The organism is Chitinophaga sp. XS-30 (assembly GCF_008086345.1).
Lineage (GTDB): Bacteria > Bacteroidota > Bacteroidia > Chitinophagales > Chitinophagaceae > Chitinophaga.
In genome coordinates this window covers 6,040,971-6,057,332 of sequence record NZ_CP043006.1, presented here as the reverse complement: position 1 = coordinate 6,057,332, position 16,362 = coordinate 6,040,971, and the positions used below count along the sequence as shown (strand labels likewise).

At 49.7% G+C, this 16,362-nt stretch carries 15 protein-coding genes; 8 read left to right on the top strand and 7 right to left on the bottom strand.

Annotated features, from left to right (window positions below; all coding sequences use genetic code 11):
* Nucleotides 1–15: 15 nt before the first annotated feature.
* From FW415_RS24420 to FW415_RS24405, 4 genes are all read left to right on the top strand, one after another.
* Nucleotides 16–588, top strand: a complete 573-nt coding sequence (locus tag FW415_RS24420; RefSeq protein WP_148389699.1) for a hypothetical protein — start codon at nucleotides 16–18, stop codon at nucleotides 586–588.
* A 61-nt stretch (nucleotides 589–649) separates the two neighbouring features.
* Nucleotides 650–1,180 carry a GNAT family N-acetyltransferase gene (locus tag FW415_RS24415; protein WP_148389698.1) on the top strand — a complete coding sequence of 177 codons (531 nt, stop codon included), beginning with the start codon at nucleotides 650–652 and terminating at the stop codon, nucleotides 1,178–1,180.
* Nucleotides 1,181–1,245: 65 nt separating this feature from the next.
* Nucleotides 1,246–2,271, top strand: a complete 1,026-nt coding sequence (locus FW415_RS24410) for a bestrophin family protein (RefSeq protein ID WP_148389697.1) — start codon at nucleotides 1,246–1,248, stop codon at nucleotides 2,269–2,271.
* A gap of 18 nt (nucleotides 2,272–2,289) precedes the next feature.
* Nucleotides 2,290–3,897 carry an RICIN domain-containing protein gene (locus tag FW415_RS24405; protein ID WP_148389696.1) on the top strand — a complete coding sequence of 536 codons (1,608 nt, stop codon included), beginning with the start codon at nucleotides 2,290–2,292 and terminating at the stop codon, nucleotides 3,895–3,897.
* Here FW415_RS24405 and FW415_RS24400 read toward each other — a convergent pair whose 3' ends face one another.
* Nucleotides 3,898–4,389: a hypothetical protein gene (locus FW415_RS24400; RefSeq protein ID WP_148389695.1), complete on the bottom strand. Its 492-nt coding sequence runs from the start codon at nucleotides 4,387–4,389 to the stop codon at nucleotides 3,898–3,900.
* Between the two features lie 132 nt (nucleotides 4,390–4,521).
* Between FW415_RS24400 and FW415_RS24395 the strand changes: the two genes are divergently transcribed.
* On the top strand, nucleotides 4,522–5,049 hold the full coding sequence (locus tag FW415_RS24395) for a hypothetical protein (protein ID WP_148389694.1): 528 nt from the start codon (nucleotides 4,522–4,524) through the stop codon (nucleotides 5,047–5,049).
* A 292-nt stretch (nucleotides 5,050–5,341) separates the two neighbouring features.
* Entirely contained in the window at nucleotides 5,342–5,542 is a 201-nt protein-coding gene (locus FW415_RS24390; protein WP_148389693.1) for a hypothetical protein, read from the top strand.
* A 108-nt stretch (nucleotides 5,543–5,650) separates the two neighbouring features.
* On the opposite strand, the gene FW415_RS24385 is transcribed toward FW415_RS24390, so the two are convergent.
* The gene (locus FW415_RS24385; protein WP_148389692.1) at nucleotides 5,651–6,073 is read right to left on the bottom strand and encodes a DUF6194 family protein; all 423 of its coding nucleotides are present in this window, start codon (nucleotides 6,071–6,073) and stop codon (nucleotides 5,651–5,653) included.
* A 202-nt stretch (nucleotides 6,074–6,275) separates the two neighbouring features.
* Here FW415_RS24385 and FW415_RS24380 point away from each other — a divergent pair, with 202 nt between their 5' ends.
* Nucleotides 6,276–6,914, top strand: a complete 639-nt coding sequence (locus FW415_RS24380) for a hypothetical protein (protein WP_210420789.1) — start codon at nucleotides 6,276–6,278, stop codon at nucleotides 6,912–6,914.
* The gene (locus FW415_RS24375; RefSeq protein ID WP_148389691.1) at nucleotides 6,911–7,765 is read left to right on the top strand and encodes a nucleotidyl transferase AbiEii/AbiGii toxin family protein; all 855 of its coding nucleotides are present in this window, start codon (nucleotides 6,911–6,913) and stop codon (nucleotides 7,763–7,765) included. The genes FW415_RS24380 and FW415_RS24375 overlap by 4 nt, the downstream gene beginning before the upstream one ends.
* Before the next feature lie 83 nt (nucleotides 7,766–7,848).
* Here FW415_RS24375 and FW415_RS24370 read toward each other — a convergent pair whose 3' ends face one another.
* The 5 genes from FW415_RS24370 to FW415_RS24350 form a co-directional block, all read right to left on the bottom strand.
* Complete coding sequence (locus FW415_RS24370; RefSeq protein WP_148389690.1) at nucleotides 7,849–8,724, bottom strand: hypothetical protein; 876 nt, start codon at nucleotides 8,722–8,724, stop codon at nucleotides 7,849–7,851.
* Between the two features lie 174 nt (nucleotides 8,725–8,898).
* Nucleotides 8,899–9,933 carry an OmpA family protein gene (locus FW415_RS24365; RefSeq protein ID WP_210420788.1) on the bottom strand — a complete coding sequence of 345 codons (1,035 nt, stop codon included), beginning with the start codon at nucleotides 9,931–9,933 and terminating at the stop codon, nucleotides 8,899–8,901.
* A 275-nt stretch (nucleotides 9,934–10,208) separates the two neighbouring features.
* Nucleotides 10,209–11,240, bottom strand: a complete 1,032-nt coding sequence (locus tag FW415_RS24360) for a TlpA disulfide reductase family protein (protein WP_148389689.1) — start codon at nucleotides 11,238–11,240, stop codon at nucleotides 10,209–10,211.
* Nucleotides 11,241–11,244: 4 nt separating this feature from the next.
* Nucleotides 11,245–12,675, bottom strand: coding sequence for a RagB/SusD family nutrient uptake outer membrane protein (locus tag FW415_RS24355; protein WP_148389688.1), 1,431 nt, complete (start codon nucleotides 12,673–12,675; stop codon nucleotides 11,245–11,247).
* A gap of 12 nt (nucleotides 12,676–12,687) precedes the next feature.
* Nucleotides 12,688–16,179 carry a SusC/RagA family TonB-linked outer membrane protein gene (locus tag FW415_RS24350; RefSeq protein WP_168208966.1) on the bottom strand — a complete coding sequence of 1,164 codons (3,492 nt, stop codon included), beginning with the start codon at nucleotides 16,177–16,179 and terminating at the stop codon, nucleotides 12,688–12,690.
* Nucleotides 16,180–16,362 lie beyond the last annotated feature (183 nt).

The following is a 16,362-nucleotide window of genomic DNA, read 5'->3' as shown; positions in this document are numbered from 1 at the left end:
AACAACTGAACTAACATGAGAAAGACATTATCCGTATTCGCTGTCATGATTGCCCTGCTCTTTGCTGCCTGCAAAAAAGAAAAGAACGAACCGCAGGAAGAAAATGACAATGAAGAGATCACCACGGTGAAGCTCACCTTTACCAACGCAGCCAATGCCACCGATGTAGTGGTAGCCAACTGGAAAAATCTTGGCGGCGATGGCTCCACGCCGGTGATCGATGAGATCAGCCTGAAAGCCAATACCACCTATACGGTAACCACCGAGCTTTTTGACGAGCGTAAAAACCCGGCGGATACCATCACGCACGAAATTGAAGAGGAAGCAGATGAACACCGCATATTCCATCTCTTTTTCCTCAACGCGAACGAATCCGTGGCGGATTCCCTGTCTGCCGTAGCGACCGTTACACCGCTGGATAAGGATGACAACAACCTGCCCATAGGCCTGGAGATTACCCTGGCCACCAAAGGGGCCTTCACCGGTTTCTTCCGTACTGTGGTACGGCACCAGCCCGGGAGCAAGGATGGTACTTATGGTCCGGGCAGCACGGATCTGCTGGCGGAGTTTCCACTGAAGATCCAATAATGAAAACAACTATTTTTGCAGGGCTGGCCGTTGGCCGGCCCTTTTTGTTAAAACCCGGGCCATGCAGAACAACACAGATCATATCAGGATCATCCAAACAACGGAAGAAGACCTTGACCTGGTAAAGAGGCTTTTCCGGCAGGCCATGGACCTGCAAGGGAAGAACGGCTACAAGGTATGGCAGGAAATTGACCCCGAAGCGCTGCTGAAAGATATCAGGAGCCGTTCGCAATTCAAGATATTGCAGGGGGAGGAGGTGTTATGCATTTTCAGCGTACAGCACAATGATCCTTTTATCTGGGGAGAGCGGGACCGGAATGATGCCATCTATCTGCACAGGATCGTTGTAAACCCCGCTTTCAAAGGGCAGAAACAGTTTGAGAAAGTACTGGACTGGGCAAAGGCATATGTGCGGCAGCATGGTTTGCGGTATGTGCGGATGGATACCTGGGCAGAAAATGACCGGATCATCGCCTACTATATGTCATTTGGATTTGTGTTCCTCGGCCATTACAAAACCTCCGATGCCCCGGAGCTGCCGCTGCAAAACAGGAACCTGCATGTTGCGTTGCTGGAGCTGGAAGTGAAGTAAACCCGCCTGTTGGGAAAGCTGCCTATTTTGCCTAATTTGGACACTCACCATATGCATTTCAGCCAATGATCGTCAAAAAAACGCTCGGCATCAGGGCCATTTACGAATTCGGGGGCCATCATCTGTTGTGGCTTACGGCTTGGATGGTACTCGTTACCGCACTATATCACTTTACCCATTGGAAATGGATCACTATTCCCTGGTTACCTTTGTCGATCATCGGTATTGCGGTAGCGTTCTATGTCGGCTTTAAAAACAGCCAGGCATACGACCGTCTCTGGGAAGGCAGGAAAATATGGGGCGCCATCATCAATAACAGCAGGATGCTGGGCACGATGGTGAAGCACTTCGCAGCCGGTGAGACGATCAGTGCCGGACAGCTGGATCAGCTGAAAAAGAAAATGGTGTACCGGCATATTGCCTATGTGTACACGCTGCGGGAGCAGTTGCTCATGCCCGCGCCCTGGGAACATGTGAGCCTGCACTGGCTTTGGGGTTCCTACAACCGGCGGCGGCAGCACCGGCTGCTGGACCTGGCGTACCAGGAGGAACTGGCGGAAGTGGCTGCCAGGCAATATCTTGAGCAGGAAGAGCGAAATGCTTACGACGGGATGGCGAACAGGGCCACACAGTTGATAGACAGGCAAACCGCTGACTTGCTCTCGCTCTACAACAGCGGCTGCATGAACATGATGCAGCATATTGAAATGCAACGGGTGCTCAATAGCTTTTATGAAGAACAGGGCAAAGCAGAGCGTATCAAGCGATTCCCCTTCCCCCGGCAGTACGGCAGCTTCAGTTTTCTTTTTGTCTGCATTTTCGTATTCCTCTTACCTTTCGGACTCGTGGCGGAGTTTAGCAAGTTAGGAGGTAATGGTGTGTGGCTTTGCATTCCATTTGGCGTTATAACGGGCTGGGTGTATGTGCTGATGGAAATGATCGGCGATTATACGGAAAACCCGTTCGAAGGTTTGTATAACGATGTGCCGATGCTTTCCATTTGCCGTACGATAGAAATAGACCTGCTGCAGATGATCGGGGAAGGGAATGTTCCTGTGCCTATTCAGGCGAAGAACGGGTTTTTGATGTGAGTATTTAATTTTTGTAACATGATGAGATGTCTCACTGTAGCCTGCTTCTTGCTATCCCTGTTAACCGGTCATCACGATCCGGCGGGAACGCCGCCCATCCCTGATTACGCTACCGTCACACTACAGCACATAAAGACCGGAAAGTACCTTGAAATAGGAGGCGATCTTTTGCAGAATGAAAAGTTTAAAGACAGCGCCACACTGCAGCAATCCGGCATCCCCGTGCCGGGCGGTACGTTAAAGCGTTGGCAGAAATGGCATTTGATCTATCAAACTACGGTGAACGGCACCAGGTATTATCATATCCGGAACCTGCACAGCGGAAAATTGCTGAGTGCACCTTCTGATGCAGGCGGCGTTGTTATTCAGTTGTCAGCCACACTCCCGCAGCATCCGGATCAGCTGTTATGGAGCCTGGAAGAACAGGAAGCCGGGCAATACAGGATACGGAATAAAAAGAATGGCCTGGCGCTTTCTCCCGGAGGAGGCGCTGCCGGTGATATGGTGATACAGGAAGCCCCGGCGAACGACCGCAGGCAATACTGGAATATGACCATGATCGAACATGACACTTACAGAGATGATGCGGTGGTCAATTTCTTCAACCGGAACAACACATCCCTTGGCTCTGCCGCTTTCGATCAGGGGAACAGTATTCCGCTGACTTGGGGCCCCAATAAGGGTAAAGTGCTTTGGGTCACGCAGGATGCGTGGGACGGCGTGCAGTTGCAGCCCAACAACATGTTCGCATGCCAGGATTTTCACCGCTATAGCAATTCGGTACTGATACAACCGGGTAAAACCGACTGGCATCCGGATAATACCCCTAACATGACGATCCCCAACAGCAGCTCCGGTAAGCCCCGGCAGGTATTTGACATACAGCCCGGCACGTCCTGGACCTGGTCCGGCCCCGGCATCGAGATCGGTAACAAGGTGTATGTGCATTGCGGAGAAGGGAATGGCCTTGATGCCACCGGGCAATCGCTTTACCGTTTAACGCAAAGCGCGGGCACGGAATGGAAGGCGGAGCGCATGATGCCTGATGGGCTGGAGGGCGAGAAGGCCATCATTTATTCCGGTGGTATGGTGAGGCCGGGAGATGGGTATGTATATGTCTTCGGCAGGCAGGGCATTCATTTCAATTACGACGGCTATGTACATGTGGCGAGGTTTGGCGAAGATGCCCCGCTGCAATGGGAATATTATAACGGCCGGGAATGGACCGGCAGTCCCGATACCGGCAGCGGCGCAAAGATCGCTGATGTCAGGGGAACGCTCAGTATGGCTTACCTGAACGGCAGGTACATCCTGATGACGATGGACCAGGGCTTTAACTGCGATACCGCCAGAAGGATATACATCGCAACCGCCAGTTCACCAACGGGGCCGTTTACCGCGCCAATACCGGTGTACACCATCACGGAGTATTTCAAGGGCAAGTATGCCCGGTATTATACGCCCGTCATTCATCCCGAGTTCGATAACGGGAGGAATGAGCTGTTGCTGACGTATTGTCTTAATTTTTCGGCCTGCGGGGAACCCAGCTGCGAAGGTGCTTATATGGACCCGTATTATTACCGGGTGAAGGGGATACGGGTGCCTTATGCGAAGCTGGGGCTGTAGCTATTTCCAGTCGATGGTCAGATCTTTGAATTCGATGCCTACGGTATTTCCTGATTCGTCATAATAGCTTATCGGAACTAATTTCAGCATTTTAACGCCCGGTAATATCTTGGTGAATCTGATCACTGTTTTTACCGGGGTGTCGGTATATATTTTGTTCCTCGAGCCTCCGCTGCCAATCTTGGTATTGTAGGTTTCATATTCATTGGCTTCTATATCAATAGCCACTGCTTTGCTAAGGTTAATGTTCTTGTTAACATCACGATTGGTTAACGTAAGAACGATATCCACTGACTGCTCTTTCGTATTTCCTTCAACTTTGATGAGGTTGAAATCGATCTTTGAGGAAGTGAGGGTTTTGGTGGGAGTGGTAAACTTTATGGCCTTTTTCAGGTACTCATTTTCTTTTTTCAGTTCATCACAATCTGATTGGGCTTTTACAGATAGTTGAGTGAATGCAAAGGCCAGTAGAAGCAGGAAGGGTTTTGTCATAACAATTGAAATAAGGGTTAAGAAATAGTATTACAATGGCCTAAATTTAATAAAATCATGGCAATTTGATGGAAATGGATGAACCTTCCTTCCCCGGATGCGTTATTTCAGATAGCACCAAAACAATTGCTCATGGGCAGACAAACATCTTTGCTCACCTTTACGGGGAGAGTTGGCAACCTGATCGGTTACAACCGCAACGGCAAACATTTCATGCGCTGCATGCCTGAAACGGTCAGACAAACCTCCGCTACCCGCCAGGCCGCACAACGCTTCGGCGTTGCCAGCAGGAAAGGGCGGCTTATCCGAAGCGCTTTTGCGCAGGAACTGGATATCCGTTCCGACGGCAGCCGGGTTAACCGGTTGAATAAAACGATCATCAAAGGTGGGAGGAACAACCCCGGGGCCATTGCAGGCTTCCGGTTTAACCGTTATACGGGAACAGACAAGTTCTTTTGTGTAGACCCGGTACTGTCTGCTGATGGTATCCTGCACATCCCCGCGCAAACGTTGAAAGACCTCAAAGGCTTCACCGCCCTGGAGGTAAAAGTGATCGCCGCGCGGATCAGCTTTGCAGAGCGTAAAGTGGTAGACACAGAAACCGCTACCCTCATCCTCGACACCCCGGGAACCTTTCGCCGGGGCGGCATTATCTGTTGATGTGCCGGGGAAGGGAACATTGATTGTGACCCTGCAGGTCAGGGCCATGAAGGATGGTTACCCTTCCGGTAACCGTAAATATGTGGCCGCGGATATCGTAGCGGTGCAGGAGCCACAAACCGGAAAGATCTTCCATCAACCACCGCCACCCACACCGATGCTAAGGCACAGCATCACCACCTCATTCCGCTCTCCAAACGCACACCATCCACCCGACACATCATACAAAGAGAATAGGTTATCCCCGCCTTGAGTACTGTATTTGGTGAGCAAACTATCCTGAAAACCGATCTTGAAAAACACATACAATAACCCGCAAATTCCCCTGCAGGCCTTCGCTGCGGGCATTCCTGTTTTTGAGCATAACACCGCCTCATCCGGTATCCTGCAAATACTCATTCCCACCTCGCCACCGGATCACCACCGCTGTAAGTCCACCTTTTCCCCGGTCGCCACCCGTTGTCCATCCGTCATCCACCCATTGCCTCTCTGACTTATACCGGCACGACAGAAGGATGACAGCAGTTTCATGGATGGGTGTACGAAGCGTTACAAGCCGGCAGAAATGCAGGTTGCCGGCCGGCACGCCGTTGAGCGTCCGTTATTGCTTTTTTGCGACTTTATTATAGGACAGGGCCAGGTATTCCTTCACCGATTCGAACGTCTCCTTCGATGGATTGACCACGCAAACCCAGTACATCGCGCCATAAGTGGGGTGAGGCAGTATCGTGTCTTCTTTTGTAAAGTCAATTCCCAAATTCAGGTAAGCTTCAAGTCCCTTTTCACTGGTCAGTCCTCCAAACATCGAATTGAACGTCTCGCCGTCCAGCCCGACGTTTAGCCGAAAGAAACCCTCCCGGTTGAGGTTTGAAGTGCTGTCGTATTCATTATCGCTGGTCACGATCGTTGCAAAGGGGAACTTGTCGTTGTTGTCATACATAAAAAACAGGTCACCATTCGCTTCAACAATATTGACATGCTCAAAATTCTGAAAGATGTGTGTTTTTATTTCTTCAATACTCATGATTGTTGTTTGATGTATTTAAAATTACCGCCAACTGTGGGATGCGGAACGTATTGTTTACGGGGGGTGCAATTTACGGGTTTTGAAAACGTCTTTAGATACCAGGTACTGACATCATGCAAAGGTGGGATGGAAAATGCGGAAATTGACATAGATAATATGAATATTTCATATTATCCCTATAAAATTCTACATTTGTAACGTGACTTTAGCACAATCCATACAGCAATACGGGGAAACCCCCATTCCTCATCATGTAATGACATGGTTGCTACAGGATTACCGGCAGCCGAATGACAAAATTCAGTATCTGGTAAAGGACGGTCTTTTGCTCCCCGTAAGAAAAGGGCTTTATGTGGCCGGCCCAAAGATCACCCATCAGCAGCCTGATCCCTTCCTGTTGGCCAATCATATTCTGGGGCCGAGCTATGTTTCGCTCGAAAGCGCCTTGTCTTACTATGACCTTATCCCGGAAAAAGTCTATGAAACCACTTCCGTTACCACAAAGGGCAGTCGTATTTACCAGACTCCTCTTGGTGTGTTTAGCTATACGCGATTGCGGCTACCGTACTATAGTTATGGGATTGCAAGCGTAGCAGTTTCTCCCAAACAACGTTTCCTTGTCGCTACGCCCGAAAAGGCGCTTTTTGACAAGATCATTGCCACTGCAGGGGTAGAGCTTAGAAGCCGCAAGGGTGCGCTTGCTTACCTGGAAAACGATTTGAGGATAGACCTGGACCGGTTGAAGACTTTAAATGTTCCCGCTATGAAGGAGTGGCTTGTCAATTCCCCGAAAAGAACTTCGCTGGATATTTTGGTACAAACAATACAACAGCTATGATAAAAGAATGGCTCGAATCATATAACCCGGCCAACAGGGAAGAAGCAACATCTGCATTACGGGAGATCATGCAGGAGGTAGGCCTGGCTGGATTGTATCGCAGCGGATTCTTCGACAAAGCTGCTTTCTACGGAGGAACCGCTTTGCGGATTTTTTACGGGCTGGATCGTTTTTCTGAAGACCTCGATTTCTCTTTACTTGAGGAAGATGCCGGTTTTTCATTTCAACCGTATATGCAGGCTATTATTTCGGAATTTAATGCACAGGGCATGCAGGTGAGCATTAATGAAAAGGTAAAGTCTGCACAATCCAATGTAGAATCTGCGTTTCTGAAATCCGAAACGATCTGGAAGGAGTTGGTGCTTGATAGCATTTTGCCCGAACAACATTTAGGGCAGGTGGCCAGGATAAAAATCAAGATTGAGGTGGACAAAAAGCCTCCCTTAGGGTTTGCGACCGAAGAGAAGCTGCTGACCCGGCCATTTTCTTTTTATGTAAAGTGTTTTTCATTGCCAGACCTTTTTGCCGGTAAAATGCATGCACTCCTCTTTCGCAAATGGCAAAACAATGTCAAGGGGCGTGATTGGTACGATATGGAATGGTATATAAGAAATGGAACACCGCTCAACCTTTCTCACTTTCTGCTGCGCGCCAAAGGCAGCGGCAACTGGCAGGAAGAAGTGATTACGGAAGCACAATTCAGATCGTTGCTCAAACAAAAGATAGATTCGGTAAATATGGATCGGGTGAAGGATGGTATCCGTCGCTTTATCCGTCATCCGGAGCGGCTCGATGTTTGGTCGGCCAGGTATTTTCATGACCTTTCAGCGCAATTGAAGCTGCAGGCCTGATGTGCAGAGGATGCCGGATATTTGGTAAAACCTGGCTGTACAGTATTAGGAGTTCGTTGAAACATACCGTCTTTCGCCGGGAGTCAGATGTTTTTCAGAAGCAGACATATATCTTCAGCCATGATTTCCTCGTGCATTCTCTTGAAGTAGATATCCACCAATTTAGTGAATGGAACTTCTTTTACGGATATTTTTCCTGAATTTATACTTGCATCCAAGGTTATTGGGCCACTTTCAGTTCCTCTTGTTATGATCCAGATCTGCTTTTGCATATCTCTAAGGACAAAAGGCTTGTTACCGATGGTAATATGCCTTTTTTTCTTTAACTGGGTAACATATGATGCTATTTGCGTTTTTTTGTATTCCCGAAAATTACTTCTTAGGGTTGCATCATAGAGAACAAACAGATCCTGGAATATGAATTGCCCATCTGCTTTACCCTTGCTTTTTTTTAAAGACACAGGGTGTATTGTATGTATCCCAAGTAATTTTAATAAGTAATGGCAATACTGCTCAAATAAAGGCCATCGGTTGGTAACCGCCATTTCTTTTAAAAAAATTGCTTCCAGATGCTCATTCGCAAATGAGTGTTTATGGTTTAAATGGCACCCGATGTCATGTTTCTTAAAAGCTGACGGGCATGAGACCCGCTGCAAATCCTTTATGTGAAAGATTAATGTAAGCGTATTTTGTAAGTTGCGCTGCCATCTAAAACCGTAGCTTTTACCCAGCCATGACTCATCCGGATTCCCATTGTCGTGCCTTCGGATAAATAAGGTTGATGCTTCTTCGGGCATGGGTCTATGTACCAAGCCACGAATTAATGAAATGGGAAATGATGTGGATGTCCCATTAATATGAATCGTCTCCCAATGCCCGTCAAGACGAGAAACCATTATATACTGGATTTCTTCAGGATCAGGTTTCCGTAGCTTTACTGTTTTTTCTGTTTCATTCATTGGCTAACAAAGACATTTTCTGGTTGAATTTAAGAAAAACCGGGAAATGATTGGACCATATTTTTATCAAAGGCTTAATCAACATGGGGAGATATCAGCCTTTAACAGAAAGCAGAAAAACATCTTCGCGAATGGAAGCCCTTTACCCTACCGGTTGCCACCGGTCAATAAAAATCACATTTTAACAAGCTCCACTCTCCTGTTTTTAGCCTTCCCTTCTTCAGATGAGTTGTCAGCAAGCGGGTTTTGAGAGCCAAACCCTTCGGCGGACAGTCTTGCCTTATCTATCCCCGCGGCAACAAGTGCCTGCATCACCGTGTTAGCCCTGTCGTTTGACAGCCGTTTATTATGCGCATCGTCACCGGTATTGTCCGTATAGCCATTAATGGCAATTTTGAGGGAGGGGGTGCTTTCCAGCACTTTTCTGATTTCAGCAACGGCGTCTTTTCCATCAGGTTTTAAAGTGGATTTATCTACATCGAAATTGATATAAAGAACGGCTTTCCCCTTTTCATCCAATGCTTGCTGTATCTGGTCAGACTTCATCATGGTGATGGTTTGTTTAAAGCCTTCCTTTTGCAGGATATTGAGGTTGCCTGAAGCCGTGTTCCCGGCCATTTGAATATAGACATCCCTGCCATCGCTCCGGCGAATCACATAAACGACTATTCTTTGACCAACATAACCAATGGAGCCATCTTCTCCCAGATATTCCGCCTGGTCGTGATACCGTTCATATTCCTCATTCGTTATTTTACCATCAAAGATCTTCACTCCTCCAACGGCGGCAATTGCTTCGTCATAGCTTTTCAGAAAATAGGGTAAGGACCATTCGTCATCAGACCCCTTTGCTATAGACACATACGTTTTCCAAACTTTGCCTTCTATCGGCGTCATAACGCCATCTATCGGAAAATACAGCACATCGTATTTACGCTGGATGGGGCGGTTGGTTGCTTTAAGGCCTTCCGGGAAGTTGAAGAAGGGAAATTCTCCGATCTCCTTGTCGGATACAGGAATGGTATTGATGTCAAACGTTTTTGCACCGGCGGGGTCGTTACCGGCTGGCTGTTTCTTTTCTTCGGTTGCGGCCACCGTTTTTTCTCCGGATTCTTCTGCTGCGGAAGGTTGCCTGGTTTGATTGTTACAGGAGGAGGCAGTCAATGCTAATACGGCAACTGCCAGAGAGATCATTTGTTGTTTCATCATTTGTACGAATGTTGGGTTATCAATTGTATGGCGCAAACTTACATAAAAAAATAAAATGCTTGACAGGCCACATGATATTCGATGTTTGATTGGTCAGATACTTTCATGATCTTTCCGCACAATTGGGAGGGTGTTGGCCTGATGTGTTGCGGACGCTGCATATCTGGCGATGCAGCGTCCGCGGAGCTGCGTAGTTACAGGCATCGCAGCTGCTCATCAATGCAAAAGGCTGTACCTGAAAAGATACAGCCTCCGTTTTTTAACAGCAAACATGATCAGTTGATCAGCCTGGAAAGTGTTTCATTCAGCGCATCTCCGCGCAGATCAACGGCCAGGATACGGCCTTCTTTATCCAGCAGGAAGTTCTGGGGAACGCTTTTGATACCATATTGCCTGGCCACCGCATTGTCCCAGAACTGAAGATCGGATAGCTGCGTCCAGGTCAGTCCATCTTTTTCAATGGCCTTCAGCCAGTCTTCTTTCTTGCCGGGCCTGTCCAGCGAAACGCCGAGTACGGTAAATCCTTTGTCTTTATACCTGTTGTAAGCCTTCACGAGGTGAGGGTTCTCAGCGCGGCAGGGGCCGCACCAGGAGGCCCAGAAGTCGATCAGCACATATTTACCTCTGAAATCCGAGAGGCTCACCGGCTGGCCGTTCACATCATTCTGCGTAAAGCCGGGTGCGATTTGTCCTATCGCCAATGCCTTTTTCTTGTCGATCAGTTCCCTGAACTCCCGGCCTGTAACAGACGATTGCAAGTGTTTGCTCAATCCATTGAAGAGCGGCTCTATCACCGGTACGTCTATCACCGGCACTGCTGCTGCGCGCAGGGTATAAAGGCTGACGTAAGAATCAGGGTTCGCCCTGATGAATTCAAACTCTTTGGTCAGGAGGTCTTCCTTGCCCGTGCCGGCAATGAATGCCTGGTAACGGGCATGATCGTCATTAATGGCCGAGCCTGTGATCTTCGCTTTTTTTACGGAATCTGCCGCATTGATATGGATGGTACCTTTTTCGAGATACATCATGATCATATCCGCGTTCATGGGTGTGTTGGAAAAACCAATGCCTTTATGATCTACGATCAGGCGGGCCAGGGTAGGTTCCTTCAGGCTGCCTTTGAATTCGAATGCGCCATGATGCAGGTCCGCGGAATCGGTGATGATGTCCCGGCCATTTTTATATAGCAGGTAGGCTTTCCCGGGCGCATTGCCGGTGCCTGTTTTACCGTTGATGACGAAGTTTTCCTGTGCCTGTGTGGTGAGTGTCAGCAGGGTGAGTGCTGCGGTCAGTTTAGTGATAAGCATGATACTAATAGTTTTGGGTCAGTTCATTATTGTAATTGGTAGCGCTTTGCGGGAAGGGAAAGATCCAGAGCGGAGAATCCGGAGCCAGCGAATAAGTTACCCCGTTCACCGTTCTGGTTATGGTCTGCTGGTAGTCCGGTTCCGTATTCCAGCGTTTGATGTTGAAGAAATTGCGCATGCTATAAAGGAATTCGATCCGGGAAGTACGCATCAGCAAGGCCATTACTCCGGCTGTTGTATTGGCAGACACCGGTGTGAAGTCGTTCGGATGAATCCGTCTTTCCCTGATCTTGTTGATGATGCGCAGCGCTTCATTGAGGTTTCCGCTACGCGCATGGCATTCGGCCTGGATGAGATAAGTGTCGCTGGTAGTGAGGCCGGCGGTATTGATCGCATAAACCCCTCCCTGGCTCAGCCACAGCTTTGAACCTGCAATTCCGCTGAACGGATTGTCCAGCGCATAATACGGCTCCACATAGCTGTTGACGATGTTGCCGGGTTCGTAAATATGGCTGGTGATCTCGATACTGGGCGATGCAACGGTGGGACTGCCGCCTGCTCCCATGTAGAACAGGTTCTCCTGCGGTGTCATCACCGGTTTGACGTAGGCAGCGGTACCCACGGGCGCATAGAGCCGGTCATCATGCAAAACACTATCGATGCTGAGGCTCTGGCCGGCAGCTGCCAGTGCTTCCGTATGTTTGCGCATATTCAGCAGTACCAGTGCTTTTACGCCATACGCGAACGCCTGCCCTGTGCGCATATTGTTTACAGGGATACGGGGTAGGCTGTTCAGTTGAAAAGCGGCATCTATATCAGCCTGAATGTTGTCGTAAACTTCTGCAACGGTGCTTTTCCTGTTGGGCTCGGAGATGATATTATCTTCTTTTACATAAGGAATGCCGGGGTCTGTAGCCGCAGTGGCCGGATCATAGGCTTTTGCATAGAGATTGACCAGCATGTAGTGCATGTAGGCCCGGAGGATATAGGCTTCCGCCTTGTATTGGCTGGCTTTCTGCCGGTCGCCGGATGCATTGTCGGCATTCCTGAGGATCACGTTGCATACATTGTTGATGATGAAATACATCTTTTCATATTTCGCATCCGTAACAGCCAGCGTTTTCCTGTCTATGGACGCATCATACACGGTATATGCATAATTGAGATTCTGTGTTTGGGCAGTGATGAGCGACGGGATGTTCGTTGTGTAGGCATAGGTATCGTTTACCAGGTTGCCCACATCATTGGCAGAGAAGGCCGCCTGCGCACTGTTCGCATCTCCGGAAGAGAAGTTGTAGTTCAGCAGCAGGTCGAGGTCAGACACACGGTTGAGTATGTTGGCGCCTTTCGGCGTGATCTCCGTGAATTTCTGACAGGCCGGCAGCACGATGCCCATATATAATATACATCCTGTAATAGCGATGATCTTTTTCATGTTCAGCAGGTTTTAGTAGTTGACATTAATACCGAAGACGAAGGAAGAAGGCACGCGTGCTCCGCCGGTCTCGGGATCCAGACCAATGTCATTCCGGGTCCAGATAGCTTTAGGATTGTTGAGCTGGAAACGCAGTTTTGCGGATCGCGCGCCGATCCTGTCCGTCCATCCATGTGGTAATTGATAGCCCAGTGTAGCGCTTCGTACCTTGATGAAATCGCCTTTACGCACGAATGCGTCTGAGTAGGCCAGATGGTAGGGCGGTACGCTGCGGGTGCCCGGGTACATGCCCGGTGAATATTTGCCGAAACCGGGTATAATGGTGTTGGTCTTGCCGGGTTCCCAGCTGTCCAGCAGGTAGGCGGGCATGGAGCCGTAAGGAGCGCCGCTGATCACTTCGGGCACAACGGCCCGGAGGCTTTGCCCGCCGTAATACACGGCCAGTACATTCAGGCTGATGCCCTTATAATGCCATTCATTCGTAAGCGTGGCGTTGATGCGGGGATCGGAGGTGCCGCTGTATATCACGGCATTCATGTCATTGCCCGTTAAAGGGAGAATGGTGAGCTCGCCATTTCCGGCAAGCCATTGCGGTTGGCCGACTGCATCCAGCCCCTTGTACTGGAAAGCATATAATGCGTTCACAGGGAAACCGACCCGGTATCCGTTCTGTGCCAGTGCAACAGGTGTGGTGGCCGTTTCATCGATATACGTGATCTCGTTCAGGTTTCTGCTCAGCAGTACACCTGTCAGCCAGCGCAGTCCGTTTCTCCGGGTGGATTGGAACCATTCGTAGTTGATGTTCAGCTCGATGCCCTTGTTTAACACACCACCATTGTTGATGATCTGGCTGGTAAAGCCTTCGGAAGGATCGAGACGGGTGGTGACCAGCAGGTCGGAGCCTTTTTTGCGATAGAGGTCCAGCGTACCGTTCAGGCGGTTATTCAGGAGGGCGAAATCAAGCCCGGCGTTGACGGTAGTTGTTTTTTCCCAGCGCAGTTCCGGATTGGCGGCATTTGTGACGATGGACAAGGGTGCGCTGGTGATCGGATTCACCAGGGTAGAGTTGGCCGTGAGGAAGCTGCTCACACCCTGAACGATGTTGCCGGTCACGCCATACGTGGTACGCAGCTTGAGGAAGTTTACCCATGATATCCCCTCCATAAATCCCTCGTTGTGGATGGCCCATCCCAGACCGGCTGACCAGAGCGGCCTGCCGCGGAATTTCTCATCCAGGCCGAACACATCCGCATAGTCAACACGGAAAGAACCGAATGCATTATACCGGTCATCATACGTATAGGTGACGTTCGCATAGTTGGAATTGAAGCGATGCACTGTTTCCGGAATTACGGTGAGGGGATCGTTCAGGTAAGTGCTGTAGAGAGCGGCCGTGCTGAATCCTGGCTTGAACGTTGTTGTGTTCCGGAGCGCATAAAGTGCAGGGAAGCTCACGCTTGTGGTAGCATGCGATTGCAGTTGATCATCATAACCCAGCAGGAGACCGCCTGTTCCTTTCACGCGCGTTTGCCTGAATTCCGTACCGGCAATCATATCCACTGCATGCGCACCGAAGCTGCGCTGATATTGTGCCTGGCCGCGGGCTGTCCAGTAGTCGCCACGTGTATTGGTAGTGGCCAGTTTGCCGCCATTGGCAGGCAGCAATGTAGTGTACACGCTTTTGAGGTACCGCATGATATAGCTGTCTGCTTCCGAATAGGCAGATGTGCTGATGGTATTGCTTTCATACTGGAATTGCGGTGTCAGCGTCAGGCCCGGTAATACTTTGGCGGAAAGATTCAGATAATAGCGGTTGTGTTGGCTGTTGGTGCGCTTCATATCTTTCCCGAGCTCTTCCAGGTGGTTGAACCGCAGGTCCTGTGAAGGCTGGCTGGCCGGGTCCGTATTGTACATGTTGTATTCTGCCGTTGAGTAATATACATTGTTGCCATCGGCATCCAGCAGGGATTGGTAAGATGGTATATTGAGCCCGCTGGTGGCAAATGCGCTGTTGCTGGCTTTCCCGTAACCAAGCACAGTATTTACGCCATAGTTGGCGCTCAGCCATTTTGTGATATCGTAGGCGCCTTTGTAGAACAGGTTCAACTGACGGTCATAAGCGTTGATGATACCGGTGTTGCTCGTCTTGTAGTTGAGGATGAGATTGGACTGGAATTTATCTCCTGCGCTTCTTACAGCCAGATTGTATTGTTGCAGCAGGCCATTCAGCAAAGCATGATCTTTGAACTGCCGGCGGAAGTCGCCCTGTTTCAGGCTGGCTACCTGCTGATCGAATTCGCTTTGTGTAATGATGCCTTTAGCCCGCTGGTAATAAGCATAGTACAACGGCTGTATGCCCGAACCCCTGATAAAAGCCGCTTCCGTAGCCGCTACCGCCGCTTCGGTGCTGGGGTAGATGCCGCCATAGTAGAGGTAGTCATATACCAGGCCCTCCATATCCACCTGCTGTGCGGGTGTCAGCAGGTTGAAACCGATATCCGGTTTCTCCGTAATGGTCACATCGCTGGAGAATTCCACGGTGGTGCGATTGCCTTTGGCTTTTTTTGTGGTGATCACGATCACGCCGTTGGCGGCGCGGGCGCCATAGATCGCTGCTGCGGCCGCATCTTTTAATACGGTCACATTCTCTACATCGTACGGATTGATGTCTGCTACACTGCCTTCAACAGGTAAGCCGTCCAGTACAATGAGCGGGTTCTTGTTGGCATTGATCGTACCGATGCCGCGAATGGAGGTGGTGCCGCGATATATGACGAGGCCTGGCGCTCTGCCTTCCAGATTGTCCATGATATTTGGGGTGTATCTTTTCTCCAGTTCGGCGCTGCCGAGGGAAACTGTGGCACCGGTCATCTTCTCTTTCGCTACTACCTGATACCCGGTGTTCACGGTTACCACGATCTCCTGCAGCCGGGTTATTGATGGACGCAGCGTAATATCCAGTGTGGCATTGTCGAGGATATCCTTTGTTATGGTAACGGTATGTGTGTTATGGCCCACGAAGGATACCAGCAGTACATCACCTTCCTTAACGTCTATATGCAATATGCCATCTGCATCTGTCATACCGGATGCCCTGCTGCCGCGAATATTGACGGCCGCTCCGGGCAAAGGCTGCCCGGTGGTATCGGTGATCCGCAGTTTTACCGGTGCTAACGCCGCCGCCGGTGAAATATAGACCGGGTTCGTGCGGGCCCTGCGGGACAGGATGATGGTCTTGTCTTCTATCACATAATCCAGCGGCTGATCTTTTAATACCTCTTCCAGCAGGCGTTTCAATGGCATATTACTGACAGATACGGATACCGGCCTGGTGCCGGACAGCAGGTCTTCATTGTAAAAGGCCACATATCCCGTTTGCTGTTCGATGGCGGCAAACACCTGTTTAATGGAAAGGGACCTGCCGGACAGCGTAACGTGCTGTGCCACGCCTGTGGCGTGAACGGACAGGCAGGCAGCGAGGAGCAGGAAAGAGAGCATTCTCATAATTCGCATGATTTTGGCGGGCAGCCCGGGCCCGGTGTTCCGGGTGGCCGGTCCGTATGGAGGCGGGACCGGCTTGCCCAAGCCGCTGATAGCAGTTTTTTGCATACCTTAGCAAGGTTTTGGTTGTGAATGAAATTGGTTGTCGAGACCTGTTTTAGTATCAACTGAACGATTCCCCGGAAG

Bases quoted from the DNA above. Each gene is read 5' to 3' on its own strand.
- FW415_RS24420 (WP_148389699.1), top strand. From the start codon at position 16: ATGAGAAAGACATTATCCGTATTCGCTGTCATGATTGCCCTGCTCTTT.
- FW415_RS24415 (WP_148389698.1), top strand. From the start codon at position 650: ATGCAGAACAACACAGATCATATCAGGATCATCCAAACAACGGAAGAA.
- FW415_RS24410 (WP_148389697.1), top strand. From the start codon at position 1,246: ATGATCGTCAAAAAAACGCTCGGCATCAGGGCCATTTACGAATTCGGG.
- FW415_RS24405 (WP_148389696.1), top strand. From the start codon at position 2,290: ATGATGAGATGTCTCACTGTAGCCTGCTTCTTGCTATCCCTGTTAACC.
- FW415_RS24400 (WP_148389695.1), bottom strand. From the start codon at position 4,389: ATGACAAAACCCTTCCTGCTTCTACTGGCCTTTGCATTCACTCAACTA.
- FW415_RS24395 (WP_148389694.1), top strand. From the start codon at position 4,522: ATGGGCAGACAAACATCTTTGCTCACCTTTACGGGGAGAGTTGGCAAC.
- FW415_RS24385 (WP_148389692.1), bottom strand. From the start codon at position 6,073: ATGAGTATTGAAGAAATAAAAACACACATCTTTCAGAATTTTGAGCAT.
- FW415_RS24375 (WP_148389691.1), top strand. From the start codon at position 6,911: ATGATAAAAGAATGGCTCGAATCATATAACCCGGCCAACAGGGAAGAA.
- FW415_RS24370 (WP_148389690.1), bottom strand. From the start codon at position 8,724: ATGAATGAAACAGAAAAAACAGTAAAGCTACGGAAACCTGATCCTGAA.
- FW415_RS24365 (WP_210420788.1), bottom strand. From the start codon at position 9,933: ATGATGAAACAACAAATGATCTCTCTGGCAGTTGCCGTATTAGCATTG.
- FW415_RS24360 (WP_148389689.1), bottom strand. From the start codon at position 11,240: ATGCTTATCACTAAACTGACCGCAGCACTCACCCTGCTGACACTCACC.
- FW415_RS24355 (WP_148389688.1), bottom strand. From the start codon at position 12,675: ATGAAAAAGATCATCGCTATTACAGGATGTATATTATATATGGGCATC.
- FW415_RS24350 (WP_168208966.1), bottom strand. From the start codon at position 16,179: ATGAGAATGCTCTCTTTCCTGCTCCTCGCTGCCTGCCTGTCCGTTCAC.